At 58.3% G+C, this 16,271-nt stretch carries 17 protein-coding genes and 1 tRNA gene; 9 read left to right on the top strand and 9 right to left on the bottom strand.

Going from position 1 to position 16,271, the window contains the following annotated elements:
- Positions 1–269: 269 nt before the first annotated feature.
- Entirely contained in the window at positions 270–1,073 is an 804-nt protein-coding gene (locus NW853_RS09460; protein WP_414348889.1) for a M55 family metallopeptidase, read from the top strand.
- On the opposite strand, the gene mnmH is transcribed toward NW853_RS09460, so the two are convergent.
- The 6 genes from mnmH to urtA form a co-directional block, all read right to left on the bottom strand.
- A complete protein-coding gene (gene mnmH / locus NW853_RS09465) occupies positions 1,070–2,119 on the bottom strand; it encodes a tRNA 2-selenouridine(34) synthase MnmH (RefSeq protein ID WP_414332607.1) in 1,050 nt (349 codons plus the stop codon). The genes NW853_RS09460 and mnmH overlap by 4 nt on opposite strands.
- Positions 2,120–2,252: 133 nt before the next feature.
- Entirely contained in the window at positions 2,253–3,005 is a 753-nt protein-coding gene (gene urtE / locus NW853_RS09470; RefSeq protein WP_414332605.1) for an urea ABC transporter ATP-binding subunit UrtE, read from the bottom strand.
- Between the two features lie 66 nt (positions 3,006–3,071).
- Entirely contained in the window at positions 3,072–3,839 is a 768-nt protein-coding gene (gene urtD / locus NW853_RS09475; RefSeq protein WP_414332603.1) for an urea ABC transporter ATP-binding protein UrtD, read from the bottom strand.
- Positions 3,840–3,987: 148 nt separating this feature from the next.
- The gene (gene urtC / locus NW853_RS09480) at positions 3,988–5,133 is read right to left on the bottom strand and encodes an urea ABC transporter permease subunit UrtC (protein ID WP_414348890.1); all 1,146 of its coding nucleotides are present in this window, start codon (positions 5,131–5,133) and stop codon (positions 3,988–3,990) included.
- Between the two features lie 56 nt (positions 5,134–5,189).
- A complete protein-coding gene (gene urtB / locus NW853_RS09485; protein WP_414332599.1) occupies positions 5,190–6,347 on the bottom strand; it encodes an urea ABC transporter permease subunit UrtB in 1,158 nt (385 codons plus the stop codon).
- Between the two features lie 108 nt (positions 6,348–6,455).
- Positions 6,456–7,730: an urea ABC transporter substrate-binding protein gene (urtA, locus tag NW853_RS09490; protein ID WP_414332597.1), complete on the bottom strand. Its 1,275-nt coding sequence runs from the start codon at positions 7,728–7,730 to the stop codon at positions 6,456–6,458.
- Between the two features lie 359 nt (positions 7,731–8,089).
- Here urtA and NW853_RS09495 point away from each other — a divergent pair, with 359 nt between their 5' ends.
- Complete coding sequence (locus NW853_RS09495) at positions 8,090–10,015, top strand: prolyl oligopeptidase family serine peptidase (protein ID WP_414348891.1); 1,926 nt, start codon at positions 8,090–8,092, stop codon at positions 10,013–10,015.
- A 25-nt stretch (positions 10,016–10,040) separates the two neighbouring features.
- Here the strand turns inward: NW853_RS09495 and NW853_RS09500 are convergent, their stop codons facing one another.
- Both NW853_RS09500 and NW853_RS09505 read right to left on the bottom strand, forming a co-directional pair.
- A complete protein-coding gene (locus tag NW853_RS09500) occupies positions 10,041–10,517 on the bottom strand; it encodes an urease accessory protein UreE (RefSeq protein WP_414332593.1) in 477 nt (158 codons plus the stop codon).
- Positions 10,514–10,852, bottom strand: coding sequence for a hypothetical protein (locus NW853_RS09505; protein ID WP_414348892.1), 339 nt, complete (start codon positions 10,850–10,852; stop codon positions 10,514–10,516). The genes NW853_RS09500 and NW853_RS09505 overlap by 4 nt, the downstream gene beginning before the upstream one ends.
- A 41-nt stretch (positions 10,853–10,893) precedes the next feature.
- On the opposite strand from NW853_RS09505, the gene NW853_RS09510 reads away from it, so the two are divergent.
- The 3 genes from NW853_RS09510 (at position 10,894) to NW853_RS09520 (ending at position 12,984) form a co-directional block, all read left to right on the top strand.
- Positions 10,894–11,220 carry a phasin family protein gene (locus tag NW853_RS09510; protein WP_414332589.1) on the top strand — a complete coding sequence of 109 codons (327 nt, stop codon included), beginning with the start codon at positions 10,894–10,896 and terminating at the stop codon, positions 11,218–11,220.
- 94 nt (positions 11,221–11,314) lie between these two features.
- A complete protein-coding gene (gene leuD, locus NW853_RS09515) occupies positions 11,315–11,917 on the top strand; it encodes a 3-isopropylmalate dehydratase small subunit (protein ID WP_414332587.1) in 603 nt (200 codons plus the stop codon).
- Positions 11,914–12,984 (top strand): SAM-dependent methyltransferase, encoded by a 1,071-nt coding sequence (locus NW853_RS09520; protein WP_414348893.1) that lies wholly within the window; start codon positions 11,914–11,916, stop codon positions 12,982–12,984. Before leuD ends, NW853_RS09520 begins: the two co-directional genes overlap by 4 nt.
- On the opposite strand, the gene NW853_RS09525 is transcribed toward NW853_RS09520, so the two are convergent.
- On the bottom strand, positions 12,960–13,154 hold the full coding sequence (locus NW853_RS09525) for a hypothetical protein (protein WP_414332583.1): 195 nt from the start codon (positions 13,152–13,154) through the stop codon (positions 12,960–12,962). The genes NW853_RS09520 and NW853_RS09525 overlap by 25 nt on opposite strands.
- A 139-nt stretch (positions 13,155–13,293) precedes the next feature.
- Here NW853_RS09525 and NW853_RS09530 point away from each other — a divergent pair, with 139 nt between their 5' ends.
- The 4 genes from NW853_RS09530 to argS all read left to right on the top strand — a co-directional run bounded on the left by NW853_RS09530 (position 13,294) and on the right by argS (position 16,213).
- A complete protein-coding gene (locus NW853_RS09530) occupies positions 13,294–13,533 on the top strand; it encodes a hypothetical protein (protein WP_414332581.1) in 240 nt (79 codons plus the stop codon).
- An 89-nt stretch (positions 13,534–13,622) separates the two neighbouring features.
- Positions 13,623–14,048: an NfeD family protein gene (locus NW853_RS09535; RefSeq protein WP_414332579.1), complete on the top strand. Its 426-nt coding sequence runs from the start codon at positions 13,623–13,625 to the stop codon at positions 14,046–14,048.
- 103 nt (positions 14,049–14,151) lie between these two features.
- A tRNA-Pro gene (locus NW853_RS09540) sits at positions 14,152–14,225 on the top strand.
- 197 nt (positions 14,226–14,422) lie between these two features.
- Entirely contained in the window at positions 14,423–16,213 is a 1,791-nt protein-coding gene (gene argS, locus NW853_RS09545; RefSeq protein WP_414332691.1) for an arginine--tRNA ligase, read from the top strand.
- The last annotated feature ends 58 nt before the right edge of the window (positions 16,214–16,271 follow it).

Raw genomic sequence — 16,271 nt, forward strand, 5'->3', positions numbered from 1 at the left:
AGCGGGACGGAGTCCTTGTCCTTTATTCCGACTTCTCAAAAACGAGGGTAGAGATCCGCACCAAAGCCATGGAAATCTTGGGCTCCCACAAAACATATCCTCAGTTCCTTGAGCCAATCCCTAACTCCCCTCTCCCAAAGGGAGAGGGGCCGGGGGTGAGGGCTGGGAGTGTTGGGTGCCGCCAAAGGCGAACGCGCCGGCGGCGTGGAGCGCTTGGGGCTGTCTCAATCTAGTCTGACAATCTAGTCTGAAATGACTATCAGTCGAGCATGAAGGTCTATATCAGTGCTGATATCGAAGGGATCTCCGGCATCAGCCATTGGGATGAAGCCACCCTCGGCCAGCCGGGTTATGAGCCATTCCGCGAGCAGATGACCCAAGCGGTGATCGCCGCTTGTGAGGGATCCCTGGCTGCGGGAGCCACCTGGATCACTGTCAAAGACGCCCATGATTCCGGGCGCAACCTTCTCCCCGAGCGATTGCCGGCGCCGGTGCAACTCATCCGCGGCTGGAGCGGCCACCCTTACTGTATGGTGCAAGAGCTGGATCGCAGCTACAATGCCCTGATCTTAATCGGCTACCATGCCCGCGCCGGATCTGCTGCCAACCCCCTTGCCCACACCTACACCACCGAAGTTAGCCAAATCCGGCTGAACGGCCAGGCCATCGCCGAGTTTCACCTGGTCAGCCTCACCGCTGCCTATGAAGGGGTGCCGGTTGTATTTCTGGCCGGAGACGCAGAGGTGTGTGCGGAAGCGAAAGCCTATGACGCCCAGATCGAGACGGTGGTCACCCACAAAGGGATGGGCCACTCGGTCGTTGCTCCCCATCCGCAGCAGGTTCTGCAGGCCATCCGCCAAGGTGTAGAGGGATCCCTGAAACGGCTGTCGGCCTACCGGCCCCGCCCACTGCCGGATTGCTTTCACTTGGAGGTGGACTACAAGGATCCCGCCCGCGCCTACCGCAAGTCTTTTTACCCCGGCTGCCGGTGGGTTGCTGACGCAACCGTTCGGCTGGAGGTTTCCAATTGGTTTGAGGTGCTGCGGGCTCTGCAATTTATTGTGCTCACCTAGTCTGGACGGGTGCGCAGGCGAGCGGCAGCTTCTCTGAGGCTGGTCTCGGAAAGGTCGGGCAGCTCTATCCGGGCGTGGATGCGGTTGAAGTTCTGCTGCAACCCATGCCGATAGGTGGGATCGTAGTGCTGCTCCAGCAACTCCTGCACAAACTGCGGCCAGTCTTGGGCGTCGATGAGCTCAAACCAGCGCTGCAGGCGCGCCTGGCCATGGCGGGCTTTTAGGGGCAGCAATTTTTCCTTGAGTGCCTGGGGATGGGCTATCCAGTGGGGATAATGGGCAATCAGCCCCTTCACCCGCTCTTCCAAAGGCAATCGCACTTCCACGCAATCGGCTTGGGTGAGGGCCTGCCAAAGGGCAGGGGGCAGGTGGAGCTGGCCCACCTTGGCACTCTCGGCTTCCACCCAGACCGGCTTGGCTGGATCCCACTGGAGAAAAACCTGCACCAGTTGACTTTCAAAGCTCTTCTGGGTGGGCTGCGGCATCCCCCACTCCGCTCCCAGCACGGAGCCGCGGTGGCGGGCCAGCTTTTCCAGATCGAGGACTTGGGATCCCTGGCGCTGCAGGTGGTGGAGCAACTGGGTTTTGCCGCTCCCCGTCGGCCCGCAGAGGACGCGGTAGGTAAACTCCTGGGGCAAGCTCTGCAGTTGCCGGCGTACCCAGGCGCGGTAGGTTTTGTACCCCCCTTGCAAAACTGTGACCTGCCAGCCCACCTGGGACAACACCAGCGCCAGACTTGCAGAGCGCTGCCCGCCCCGCCAGCAGTAAATGAGGGGGTGGTAGTCCCGATCCTTGTCGGCAAAGTGGGTCTGCAGATGGCGGGCGATGTTCTGGGCCACCAGGCTGGCTCCCCGCTTGCGGGCCGTAAAGGGATCCACCTGCTTGTAGAGGGTGCCCACCTCTGCCCGTTCTGCATCGTCAAGCACAGGCAAGTTGATGGCCCCCGGCCAATGATCCTCAGCAAACTCTGCCGGCGAGCGCACGTCAATGATCTCGCTGTAGGTGTGCAGCCAAGGTTCGGCAGTGACGTGAATGGGGGCAGCCACAGACGCAGCGAGGAGGGAGTGGACTGAGTTCTCTCTTGCTCGATCCTGGCAGATTTCCGGCTAGGGTTGTTGCCTGAGGGGATCCCTGGGCCTGACAAGAGTTGCACCGCTCGGCTCCTCCTCCAGGCTAACCTCAGAGGGAGAGATAGGATCGCACTTTTTCCTCGTCCATTTGGTCAGTCGGCCCTTCCATAACGAGGGATCCATTTTCCATGAGGTAAAAGTAATCGGCCAAGCTTTGAGCAAACTCAAAGTACTGTTCTACCAGCAACACCGCAACGCCCCGCTCTTTTTGGATGCGGGCAATGGCTTCTTCGATCTCAATGATGATAGAGGGTTGGATCCCTTCTGTGGGTTCATCCAGGAGTAAAAGTTTAGGCTCTGCCACCAAAGCTCTGGCAATGGCCAATTGCTGCTGCTGACCACCGCTCAAATCTCCACCGGGACGCTTTAGAAAAGAACGCAAAATCGGGAATAAGTCATAGATAAACTCAGGTATAGCCCGTTCTTTGTCCGGTGCTGCTTCTAACCCCACCAGTAGATTTTCCTCAACCGTTAGGCGAGGAAAGATCTCTCGGCCTTGGGGCACATAGCCAATGCCAGCGCGAGCCCGCCAGTTGGGTGGGTAATGATTGATGGGTCGGCCCTCAAAGAGAACTTTACCTGCACAGTCTTTGAGAAGCCCCATTAGGGCTTTAAGCGTGGTAGTTTTGCCCATGCCGTTGCGACCCAGAAGGCAAACTGCTTGGCCGGGAAGGATCTTGAAAGAAAGATCTCTCACAATTAAACTTTGCCCATAATAAGCTCTCAGGTTACAGACTTCCAGCAAAGGCTGAGATCCACTTTGAGATAGATTTTGCGCTTTGGTGGCGTTTTCCGTATTCATAGGCTTGGATATAGAGTTGGTTAATTGGACAGTCAACACAGATCTCCCCTTCTCCCCTGTTTTCGTTTAGCCTCTGGCTTTGTGGGATCCAAGATAGACCTCGATAACTCGCGGGTCGTTCTTCACTTCCTCAAAGCTACCCTCGCACAACACCGCTCCTTGGTGTAAAACAGTAACCTTGCGAGCAATTTGCCGGACAAATACCATGTCATGCTCAATCACCAAAATGGTGTGATTTCGAGCTAAGGATTGAATTAACTCTCCCGTAGCCTCTGTTTCTTTATCCGTCATCCCGGCCACGCATTCATCAAGCAGCAGCAAATCCGGATCCTGGGCAATCACCATGCCAATCTCCAACCATTGCTTTTCTCCATGGGAGAGCAGCCCTGCCGGGATCCGATCCTTACGGCTCAGGCCGATGGTTTCCAGGAGAGCATCAGTCTTTTCTCGCAAGCGCTTTTTGCCAAATAAGGTGGAGAAAACACCCTTGTGAGGGTTGAGAGAGAGCTCCAAATTTTCTCGCACGCTCAGGTTTTGGTAGACCCGCGGCGTTTGGAACTTGCGACCAATACCCAAGGCAGCGATTTCGTGCTCCTTGAGCTTAGCCAGATCTTTTCCTTTAAACAGCACTCGCCCTCGAGTAGGCTTGACCTTGCCTGTCAACACATCGAGGAAGGTAGTTTTGCCCGCTCCATTGGGGCCGATCACCACCCTTAACTCCCCTTCTTCCAAAGAGAAGTTCAGCCCGTCCAAAGCCTTAAAGCCATCAAAGCTGACGGTGAGATCCTGAGTTTGTAAAATTTGCCGGGTAGTGGTGGGAGCTGCTGTAAGCATAGGGATCACGTCCAAGAACGGAAAGGCCAGAGGACGAGTAGGATTCTCAGCCCATCGAACAAGAGAGGACACTTGGCATCGTTATCTCACCCATTGGGATCCTCTTACTCTGAAGTTGCACCTTGCATAGGGGGATACTAGCACGGATTTAGGCTGGAGAAATATTGGCCAAACGCCGGCGCCAAAGCTGGAAGGTAACCCAAAGCTGCCTGCCCCGGGTGCGCACCCAGCCCACCAAACCATCCGGCAACACCAGTACCACCAGCAGGAACAATCCCCCCTGGAAAAACAGCCAAATTTCTGGGAAATTTTCACTCAGCAAACTCTTGGCAAAGTTTACCAACAAAGCCCCGACCACTGCCCCCACTAAACTGGCCCGACCACCCACCGCTACCCAGATCACCATTTCAATGGAGAAGGGAACGGCCATGGCATTGGGAGAAATGATGCCAGTTTGTAAGGTAAACAAAGCCCCGGCGATCCCTGCCAGCGCAGCCGAGATGGCAAATACCAGCACCTTAAATCCGGTGGGATCGTAGCCAGAGAAACGAACCCGCGGCTCATCGTCTCGAATGGCTACCAGGATTCGACCAAACAAGCCACTGGTAAGCCAACGACAGAGAAGGTAAGCCAAAACAACGGTTAAAACCGTGGCCACATAGACAGCAAAGCGCATCTGGGAAGAGTTGACATCCAGGCCAAATAACGTCTGGAAATTGGTCAGGCCGTTGGTGCCGTTGATTAAGCGCTGTTGCCCGTTGAAGAAGTTAAAGAAAATGATTGTGGTGGCCTGAGTCAGAATAGAAAAATAAACTCCTCGGATGCGATTTCTCACCACCAAATACCCCAGAGCTGCTGCCACCACAGCCGGGATCAAGACAATAGCAATAGCCGTAAACGGAAACGAATAAAAAGGGTACCAAAACCAGGGCAATTCCGTTACCCCATAGAGGCTGAAAAACTCCGGTATCTGTCCCTCTGGCAGTTGCAACTTGAGGTGCATCCCCAAAGCATAGCCCCCCAAGGCAAAGAACACCCCATGCCCCAGACTCAGCATGCCGGTATAGCCCCAGATAAGGTCGATCCCCAGGGCAACAATGCTCAATGCCAGAAATCGCCCCAACAAGTTCAGCCGAAAACCCGACAACACAGTTGGGGCCACCAAGATCAAAGCCAGCGCCAGGCCAATGAGGATCCCAACTTCCCACAGGAGCTTGCGGGCAGGACTGGGATCCCGACCGGTGGCAAGAATGGCCTCTTCACGATCAGCGGGGGGGAGATGAGCCAGTTTCATGGGCGGTGTGGGGGGATGGGGGATACGGCTAGAAAGATTCGCTCAAGAGGGCTGTCCTAGGCATCCACCATGCGACCTTTTTCGGGGAAAAGGCCGCGGGGGCGCACCTGCAAAAAGGCCACAATTAAGGCAAAGACCATCACCTTAGCCATGCTGGTGGTGGCAAAAAAGTTGAGGGTATCGGTCAGGATCGGCACGTTGGGAAAGATCAAAGCCAGCGTCCCGGAACCGATGACAAAGTTGGCAATTCCGATCCCCAGTGCCGCCACAATGCTGCCCAGGAGCTTGCCCACACCCCCCACGACAACCACCATGAAGGTATCCACGATGTAGTTCTGGCCGGTATTGGGCCCCACGGATCCCAGCAGGCTGACGGCCACGCCGGCTACTCCTGCCAGACCCGAACCCATGGCAAAGGTGAGAGCATCCACCGTTTGCGTAGGGATCCCGACACAAGCGCTCATGGCCCGATTTTGGGTGACGGCGCGGATGCGCAACCCCCAGCGGGTGCGTTGCAAGAAAAAGTACAGCCCCAGGATACAGACAACGGTGAGGGCGATGATGAACAGGCGAGTATTGGGCAAAAACAGGTTGCCCACCGGGATCCCACCCCGCAGCCAGCGAGGAGCGGTCACGTCTCTATTTTGGGCCCCAAACCAGGGCTGGGTGACGGCCAGGGCATAGGTTTGGGCCAGAACCCGCCCGCCTACTGCCACAATGGCCGTAGAAAGCACCAACAACAACGTCAGCACCCAGCCTTTGAGGCGCGGCCAATCGGCCCGTTTTGCCAAGAGCCACCAGCCGCCAAAAAAGAGCACCGCAAAGGCCCCCAAGCGGAAAGCCAACACCCAATTGACGCTGCGCACGAACTGCTGCAGGATCAGGCTCACGCCCCAGGTGGCCAAAAGGGTTTCCAGCGGCCGCCCATACAAAAAGCGAATCACCCCCCGCTCCAGAGCCAGACCCGCCAGGGCCGTGACGACAAAAGCGGCAACCAAGGCTGGAAAGATATACAGATCCCGCCAGGGATCCCCCAATTGCCGGAAGGCATTTTGCACCACAAAGGTGGTGTAGGCCCCCAACATCATCAGCTCCCCATGGGCCATATTGATCACCCCCATGAGGCCGAAGACAATCGCCAGGCCCAGAGCAGCTATCAGCAAAACGGTGCCAATACTGATGCCGTTAAACAAGCTATCCAAAAGCAAGGTCATCGGCAGGGGATCCTCCTTCTTTACCCGTTGACTGGGGACGCGCTTCCAACTCCAGGACGGGATCCCCAACTCACCCGCAAGGGATCCCGCACCCAGCGCTCAACAGGGCTAGCTGACTTTGAAGCGACCGCCTTTGGCCGGATCCGACCAGTCGCAGGCAAAGCCCTTGGTTTCCGCCACAAACTGGTTCCAGGGCTGTGGCTCCACAGCGTCTGTAGAAAAGATGACATCAAACAGCCCATCAGAGCGCACCTGGCCGATCCGCACGTACTTGGTCAGGTGGTGGTTGGTGTTCATCGTCACCAGACCCTCTGGGGCATCAAAGGTTTGGCCGTAGGCTGCTTGGCGCACCGCGTCGATCTCCACGGTTCCCGCTTTTTCCACCGCCTGCTTCCAGATGTAAACCATGATATAGGCCGCTTCCATCGGGTCGTTGGTGACGCGGTTTTGGCCGTATTCTGCCTTGAAGGCTTCCACAAACTTCTTGTTGGCAGGCGTATCCACCGTCATGAAGTAGTTCCAGGCAGCGTAGTGGCCTTCTAGGAACTCGGAGCCAATCGCCTGCACCTCTTCTTCGGCAATGCTGACGGACATAGAGGGATAGCGATCCGGCTCCAGACCGGCTGCTTTCAGTTGCTTAAAGAAGGCCACATTGCTGTCGCCATTCAGGCTGTTGTAGATCACGCCGCCGTTGGGAAGAGCGGCACGGATTTTGCTGATAATGGGAGTCACTTCGGTGTTGCCCAGAGGCAGGTAATCTTCTCCCACAACCTTGCCGCCCAGGGCCTCTAACTGGGCCTTGATGATGGTGTTGGCCGTGCGGGGGAAGACATAGTCGGATCCCACCAGGAAAAACTCTTTGCCCTTGTTCTTGAGCAGCCATTCCACAGAAGGCTCGATCTGCTGGTTGGGGGCAGCGCCGGTGTAGAAGATGTTTTTGGAGCACTCTTGTCCTTCGTACTGTACGGGATACCAGAGCAGGTGTTGCTTGGATTCAAATACCGGCAAAACTGCCTTGCGGCTGGCCGAGGTCCAACAGCCGAATACCGTTGCCACCTTGTCCACATCGATCAATTTGGTGGCTTTCTCGGCAAAGGTTGGCCAATCGGAGGCGCCATCCTCGATGATGGGCTCGATCTGCTTGCCCAAAACCCCACCGGCGGCATTGATCTCTTTAATGGCTAGCTTTTCCGCATCCACCACACTGGTTTCCGAAATGGCCATCGTGCCGCTGAGGGAGTGCAAAATGCCAACGCGAATAGTCTCTCCCTGAGCATAGGCAGGCACAGACCGCTTCACCCAGATCTGCGGCCCTAAGGCAGCGCCGGCTCCGGCCAGCGCGCCCATTTTCAGCACTTGACGACGATTAAAAGATTGAGCCATCGGTAAACTCCGAAACGAGGTGAGTGCAAAGGATGTAGCGAAGTGTGGTTACAGCAGCCTGGCCAACGGGGGGAAGGACTCAGCTCATCACCTTGCCCATGGATCAGCTTGCCCAACTGCGCTCGGCTGAGGTTTTCACCAATGCCTTCCCAACATCAACAGGGGGAAAAGCCAGTTCTGCAGTCGAGAGAGCGTCGCGCGCCCCTGTTGCCTCGACGTGTTTTATCAAACCCATTCAGCCAGGAAGAAATTGTGTTGTGAGATACTTTTTTCCAGAATCTGAGCCTGTTCTCGCCAAGCTCCCAGGGATCCCTTGCTCTCGGCATAATGGAGATTTCGAGGTTGAAAATTGATGGCTTATGGTGCAACAGGCTGGCTATGGATCTTGGCGATCCCCAATTACCGCTGACCTGGTGGTGGCCGGATCCCTACGCCTAGGGCAACCGGCTTGGGACAAGGGGGATCTCTACTGGACGGAGGGCCGCCCGCAGGAGAAGGGGCGCAACGTGCTGATGCGGCGAGCTGCCGACGGGACGGTGCAGGAACTGACGCCAGCACCCTTCAACGTGCGCACGCGGGTGCATGAGTACGGCGGCGGCGCCTACTGGGTCTCCGAGGGGGTGGTGTATTTCTGCAACTTTGCCGATCAACGGCTGTACTGCCTGCTGCCGGCTTCGGATCCCCAGCCCCTCACCGAAGCTGGCCCCTACCGCTATGCCGACGGGGTGGTGGACAGGAGGCGCCGGCGCATCCTCTGCGTGCGCGAGGATCACAGCCGCCAGGGAGAGCCGGAAAATACCCTGGTTGCCATCGATCTAGAAAGCGGATCCCAGCAGGTTTTGGCCAGGGGCCACGATTTCTACGCCAGCCCGCAACTGAGCCCAGACGGTCAGATCCTGGTGTGGCTGGCCTGGGATCACCCCCAGATGCCCTGGGACGGCACGGAGCTGTGGCGGGCGGAAGTGGCTCCTGACGGCAGCTTGGGAGAACCCCAGAAACTCGTTGGTGGCCCGGCTGAGTCCATTTTCCAGCCCCAGTGGTCGCCGCAGGGGGAGCTTTACTTTGTTTCCGACCGCAGCGGCTGGTGGAACCTCTACCGCTGGGATCCCCAGGGCCCCATTTCCCTCTGTCCTATGGAAGCAGAGTTTGGCGAGCCCCAGTGGGTGTTTGGCCTGAGCACCTACGGCTTCTGTGGGGATGGGCAAATCCTGGCCATCTATCGACAAGAGGGGCTCTGCCACCTGGCGCTTTTGGATCCGCGTTCAGGACAGAGGCAGGAGCTCCCCATACCCTACACCGAGCTCCACAACCTTCAAGTTAGCGGCGAAAAAGCTGCCTTCCTGGCCGGATCCCCCAGCGAAGCCATGGCCTTGGTCTGTCTGGACTTACCTTCTGGCCAATTGGAGGTGGTGGCCCGTTCTAGCAGCGTGGCGGTGGATCCTGGGTACTTGTCGATCCCTGAGTCCATCACCTTTCCCACCTCGGGCGGAGCAGTGGCCTACGGCTTCTTCTATCCTCCCAAGAACCGCGACTTTGTGGCCCCTGCCGGCGAAAAGCCGCCCCTGCTGGTGAAAAGTCACGGCGGGCCCACGGGAGCAACAGCAGCCGTGCTCGACCTGGGGATCCAGTACTGGACCAGCCGCGGGATTGCCGTTTTGGATGTCAACTACCGCGGCAGCAGCGGCTATGGACGGGCCTACCGGGAGGCCCTCAAGGGCCAATGGGGCCTTGTGGACGTGGAAGATTGCATTGCTGGAGCCCGATTCTTGGCCCAACAGGGCCGGGTTGATGGCGAGCGATTGCTCATTCGCGGCGGCAGCGCCGGCGGCTACACCACGCTGGCAGCTTTGACCTTTCACACCGTCTTCAAGGCCGGTGCCAGCTACTACGGGGTGAGCGACCTGGAGGCCCTGGCACAGGACACCCACAAGTTCGAGTCCCGCTACTTGGACAGCTTAATTGGCCCCTACCCGCAACGACGAGATCTCTACCGGGAGCGCTCTCCCATCCACCACCTGGATGGCCTCAATTGTCCGGTTATTTTCTTTCAGGGCTTGGAAGACGCCATCGTGCCCCCCAATCAGGCAGAGAGGATGGTAGCCGCCCTGCGGGCCAAAGGGATCCCGGTGGCCTATGTGCCCTTCGAGGGAGAACAACACGGCTTTCGCCAGGCGGCCAACATCAAACGGGCCTTAGAGGCGGAGCTTTACTTTTATGCTCAGGTGCTGGGGTTTCCGCCGGCAGAAGCTCTTGAGCCCGTTCGGATCGAGAACTTAGACACCTGAGGATGACTGCTCAGCTAGACCCAGGCTAATGGCTGTGGGCCAACAGGTTGGGCTCGAAGACAGCCATCTCCAACTGAAACGGGATCCCCAGGTGGGCCAGCCAGTCCTGCAACGGCTCATCGGCCAGCGCCCGGATCTGCCCTTGGGGGGAAATGTGGGCCGGGCGGTGCCAATTGCCCAGTTGATGCATCACTTGGCCCATCTGGATCGGGTTTTCCGGTTGAATCAAGAGTACCGGTTCGGCTTGGGCTTTGACCCGGATGTGTCGCTGCGCATCCGCGTAGAGTAGATCCCCATCCTGAAGATGAGTGCCGCGAGGCAGCATCAACTGGATTACCGTGCCCTGATCGCTCACCAGCCGCTGCCGGGATCGCTGGCGGTCATGCCAAGTGAGGCAAACCACTTCCAAGTGGCCGGGGATCCCCTCTGGCGGCTCTTCCAGCAGTTGCATCACCGTAATAGCCACGGGATCCTCTGCCGCAGTGTGCCGCCCTTCGCTCATGGCAGGGACTCCAGATACTGGCTGAGGTCTTCTTGCAGGCGAGAGAACTCCACTTCAGTGGAAAGGCGCAGCACCTTGGTTTTCAAAGTTACCAGCACCTTGGCTGCATGGGGGCCAGTCCAGATATTGGGGTTGCAGAACATCTCCAAGCTGAAATCCTCAGCAGGGTAACGAAATTCAACGGGATCCTGAGGCTGCTGGCGGGAGCTGCGCTTGAGTCGCTCCCAAAGAATCTGCAGAACCTCGTGCCATTGTTGTGCTGCCTCAGGGGGAAGGGAGAAGCTGGCCGAACCGGTTGCGAAGTTGAAGGCAAACTGAGGAAAATGGATGGTCATAGAAGCCCGTACCTTCGGCACGCGTTCTCTGGAGGGCAGCATTGGATAACAACAGTATCTTACGTCAGCTTTTGCTGATGGGCGTCGGCACCACCACCTTGCTGGCAGAGCAGTTGAAGAAGGCTGCCGACGATCTGGTGCAGAAGGGCCAGCTCAACCCAGAAGAGGCATCCAATCTCATCAACAACCTGCTCAACCAGGTAAAATCCGAGCAGAGCAACTTTGAATCCTACGTGCAGCGGCAGGTGCGCAACGTTCTACAGGATTTGGGCGTGCCCCGCCAATCGGAAATGGACGAGCTGCGCGGGCGGCTGGATCGGCTGGAACGGCAGGTGCGCAATCTGGAAAATCAGGTTTACCGCCGGTAGCCGAGGCCCAGTTGGCCGTCGAGCAGGGCATTGCCAAACGTCGCTACCCCGCAGCCAACCCCCAGATCCAGTCCCAAAGTTCATTCCAGTTTCCATGCCGAGCGAAGTTTTGACCGTTACAGGCCGAGGCATCCCCCTGCTGGGCAACGACATCGACACCGATCGGATCATCCCGGCCCGCTTTTTGAAGTGCGTCACCTTTGAGGGCTTGGGCCGGCACGTGTTTGCCGACGACCGCGCCCAAGCTTCCGGCCAGCATCCCTTTGACCTGCCCCAGTACCAGGGAGCCGAAATCCTCGTGGTCAACGCCAATTTTGGCTGTGGCTCCAGCCGCGAGCATGCGCCGCAAGCGCTGGCCAAGTGGGGGATCCGCGCCCTCATCGGCGAAAGCTTTGCCGAGATCTTCTTCGGCAACTGTTTGGCCCTGGGGATCCCTTGTGCGACGGCGCCGGCGAGCCTGATCCAAACCCTGCAAAAGGCGGTGGCCGAGGATCCACAGCTTCGGTTGACCCTGGATCTGCCCAACAAACAGGTGCGCTGGCAGAACCATGCCGCTGCTGTGGAGATCCCTCAGGGGGCCTGGCAAATGCTGGTGCAGGGCACCTGGGATGCCACAGGGCAATTGCTGGCGGCCACAGCCCAGATTCAACAAGTAGCCGCCTGTTTACCCTACCTGCGTTGGCAGCGAGCCCGTTGAGCAGTTCTCTTCCCCCCGATACCCATACCTGGCTGGGCAGCGCCGACCCGGATTTTTTGGATCTGGCCATCCGGGAGATAAAAGCTGCGGATCCGGAGGCCGCCGTACAGCGGCTGCGGGAGGCGCCCGGCTTGGTGTGGGTGTGCAGCCAACGCTCGTTTGTTGACCTGGTGGAGGCTTGGCAGGCTGACCCGCCCATTTTTTTGCGCCACATCTGCCCCATTCACCGAGAACAGCGGCTAGACGAGGGATCCCTGAGCAAATTGCACCTTGATGAGGAAATGTTGGCGGCCATCGACCCCATGCGCAGCTTTTCGGTGCAGACGCGCCTGTTTGGAGGGCCGAATCTCAAGCCCTTTCAGGTCAACGAAGCCCTGGCCGAACAGGTGATCGCGGCGGTGGGAGCCCCCCTGCAGGTCAAAGATCCCCAGCAGGTGATCTCGGTGGTGATCCTGGCCGAGACAGGAGGGATCCGGGCCTGGCTGGGCCTATCCCTGGCTGCACAGAACCTCTCCAACTGGGCTGGCGGGATCCACCGCTTCCGGCGGGATCCAAACCAGATCAGCCGCTCCGAGTTTAAGCTGCTGGAGGCCATCCAGGTGTTTCAGGTTCCTTGGGTAGCGGGCGGACAGGCTTTGGATCTGGGGGCAGCGCCGGGGGGATGGTCGCGCATTTTGCGCCTGTATGGCCAGCAGGTGACAGCAGTGGATCCGGCAGACTTGGACGAGCGCCTCAGCCAAGATCCGGGGATCTGCCACCATCGCCTCAGCGCCCAAGCCTACTTGGCCCGTAGCCCAGGCCGGTTTCACCTCATCCTCAACGACATGCGCATGGATGGCCCGGCCTCTGCCAACTTGATGGTGGCTTTCGCCCCCCATCTGGAGCCACAGGGAGCGGCCCTGATGACCCTGAAGTTGCCCCACCGGCAGCGCCTGCGGGTGCTGCGGCAAAGTCTGGAGATCTTGGGTCGTGCCTTCTCTGTGGTGAGGGCCCGTCACCTGTTCCACAACCGCAGCGAAGTCACCCTCTACTTGAGGGTCCCTCAATCTGCCGTTTCCACCACCTGAATTTCCCGGCGGAGCACCATCTGGCGAATGGACTCCAGCAAGTCCATCTCTTCGGGGGAGATTTTGCCGTCGGCCCGGATGGCGCCGACGATTTGGTCAACCTCGGTGCGGGTGAGCTTTTTGTCTTCTAAGGCTCGATTCACCAGCGCTTGCAATTGTGAAAACTCCATAAGGCTCCTCTTCGCTTGAACAGGTCTTGTCGCCTCATTTCCTCGTCTAGGCTATCCGCCCTCTCCAAAATCTCCTGCAAGCGCAAGATTCTCTTCAGGTATCCTAAAGAAAATATGAAACCCAAGAGAGGAAGACATCATGGCTGGCCCGGATCCCAAAAGCACCGCGCACGATTGCGCTACCCTCTGTCGAGATGGCTGTGTCTTGGGAGAGGCCTGCCCGCACCGAGAGGCGGCTCGTCAAGCGGTGGCCTTTGTCATGAACACCGACTGGGAGACGCTGATGCAGATTGCCGAATCCAAAAACCTGCCCAAGAACCTGCCTCAAGGCGAGTTGGATCCCCTCCAGTTTTTGGAGAATTACCGCCTGGGTGGATAAGCCCCAACCCCATCTCTCCAAAGACAAGGGATCTCCCTGAGCAATCACAGGTTTTAAGCCATACTGAATTTGTGGGATCCCTGGATTCTATGGTTTGGCCTTGGATTGTCTTTGGCTTGGTTCTCATCGCCTCTGAGCTGTTTTTGCCGGAGTTGGTAGCCGGCCCGGTAGGTGTAGCGGCCCTGGGGGCCGCCCTTTTGGCCTACTGGGGTTGGCCCATTTGGGCACAATTTTCGGCTTGGATCCTGCTCTCCATTGGATTGATCGTCCTCAGCCGACGCCTAGTCCCTTCCGGTTCGACTCAACTAGAAGATCTTCTCAAAGAATCGCGAGAGGCACGGGCAGTTACAGCGATCCCGGCTGGTCAGCGCGGTCGGGTCTCTTATCTCGGTTCCACCTGGAATGCCAAGTGCAGCATCCCCAACCTCGAAATCCAAGCCGGGCAGGAGCTCTACGTGGTGGAGCGGCAGGGAAACACCCTCATTGTCATGCCGGCCAAGATGCTGAAGTCTTGATCTGAACGGATTTTCCATTCCCCTATCGCCCTGAGGGGGCTGCCGCAGCCTTGTTCAAGTGTGCATTAGCGGCGGGGATCTGTCATAATCGCAAAAGTTAAGCCGGGATGTAGCGCAGCTTGGTAGCGCATCTGCTTTGGGAGCAGAGGGCCGCAGGTTCAAATCCTGTCATCCCGATCCTGCTTGTACAACGAGTTGAGCTGTTCGCCTGCTTGTCGAGGGTCGGGGGCAACCATCAGCTCTTCGATGCTGGGAAATTCGCAGCTCAGGTGTGGGCAGCCTTTGGTCATAGCCAGTCTGTTGCCAGTATGATAGTGCTCCTGCTGCAGCAGGGATCCCTGTCAACCTCGCTCTCAACTCAGCTCCCTTTAGCCATGGCAACCCAATCCCCTTCCACCTCGCTGATTCGGTTCCTCGCCGCCGCCGTATCCGAGAGCATTCAACGGGCGGCAGGCCAACTGGGATCCCTAACACCTGAGCAGGCGGCAGGGGTTACTCCCGTGATCCAGATCCCCAGCGATCCCCGCTACGGCGACTACGCCTGTCCTACCCCCTTGGGGATGGCCAAGCTCTGCCGCATGGCGCCGGCCCAAATTGCCCAAACCCTGCAAAAACACCTGGATCTGCCGGACATAGAAACCGAGGTGGCAGGCGGTGGGTACCTCAACTTCCGGCTGGGGGATCCCTTTTTGGCCGAGCGATTGCAAGAGCTGTTGCGGTTGGGGGAAGATTTCGGCAAAACCGCTGCCCCCCATCCCGAGCGCATCCTGCTGGAGTATGTTTCCGCTAACCCAACGGGGCCGCTGCACGTGGGACATGGGCGCTGGGCTGCTGTCGGCTCGACCCTGGCCAACCTGCTGCGCTGGACGGGGCACCAGGTGGAGCGGGAGTTCTACATCAACGATGCTGGCAACCAGATGCGGCTCTTGGGCCAGTCGCTAGAAGTGCGGGTGCGACAACTGCAAGGCGAAGAGGTGGCTCTGCCGGAAGATGCCTACCACGGCAGCTATTTGGTCGATATCGCCCGGCGGCTGTTGGATCAGGTCAAGGCCGGGATCCGCCCTCTGCCCACCACCCCGGAAGAGTACACCGATTTTGCTTACCAGGAAATGCTGGCCTGGCAACAGCAGACCCTGCAACAACTGCGCACCGAGTTCGATCACTGGTTTAGCGAACGCCGCCTGCACACCCCCGATCCCCAGACAGGGCTGAGCGCCATCCAACAGGCTTTGCAGGAGCTGCAGGAGCGCGGCTTCCTCTACAGGGCTAAGGCGCCGCGGGGTGAGGATCCCAAGCCGGGGGCGGAAGAGGCCGTCTATTTCAAAACCCAAGAGTTTGGCGACGACAAGGATCGGGTGGTGCAAAAGGCCGATGGCTCCTTTACCTACCTGGCCGCCGATATTGCCTACCACCGCGACAAAGTGCGGCGGGGCTATCAGCGACTCATCAACATCCTCGGCTCGGATCACCACGGCTATATCGGTCGTTTAAGGGCGGCGGTGGGCGCCTTCAGCCCAGAGGTCAAGCTGGAGATCCTGATTGGACAATTTGTCAAATTGTTCAAAACCGACCCGGAAACCGGCGAGAAGACCGAAGTGCGCATGTCGAAGCGCACCGGCAATTTTGTCTCCTTAAACGATCTTATTGAGGATCCCGAAATTGGCGTGGGGGTCGATGCAGCCCGCTGGTTTTTGCTCAGCAGCAGCATGGACAGCCCCATCAACTTTGATTTGGATTTGGCCGTCAAGCAAACTTTCGACAACCCGGTGGTCTATGTCCACTACAGCCACGCCCGCTGCTGTACCCTGCTGCGGCGGTTACAGGAAGAGGAACAGGTGCAGCTAACCGCCACAGTTGCTTTGACGGAGCAGCAAAAACTGCCCTACAAAGAACCTGAAGAGCGATCCCTGCTGCTGCGCCTCTTGGCCCTGCCCGATGAGCTGATTGCCGCTGCCGAAGAGCGCGCCCCTCACAAGATCATTCGCTATGCCGAGGCGATTGCTGCCGATTTCAACAAGTTTTACGACAACTGCCGCATTTTGCCCCTCTTAAAAGAGGATCCCCTTTTGGCCCAAGCCCGCATCCAATTGGTGCAGGCCACGCGACAGGTTTTATTTAACGTGCTCACCGGCATTCTCGGCCTGAGCGCGCCAGAGTCGATGTAGATGTTAACGTAAGGTGCGGAATTCCCCACCGTCTATACGGTGGGGATGGATAGCACCC

The sequence above is a fragment of the Synechococcus sp. H55.11 genome, assembly GCF_047462475.1.
Lineage (GTDB): Bacteria > Cyanobacteriota > Cyanobacteriia > Thermostichales > Thermostichaceae > Thermostichus.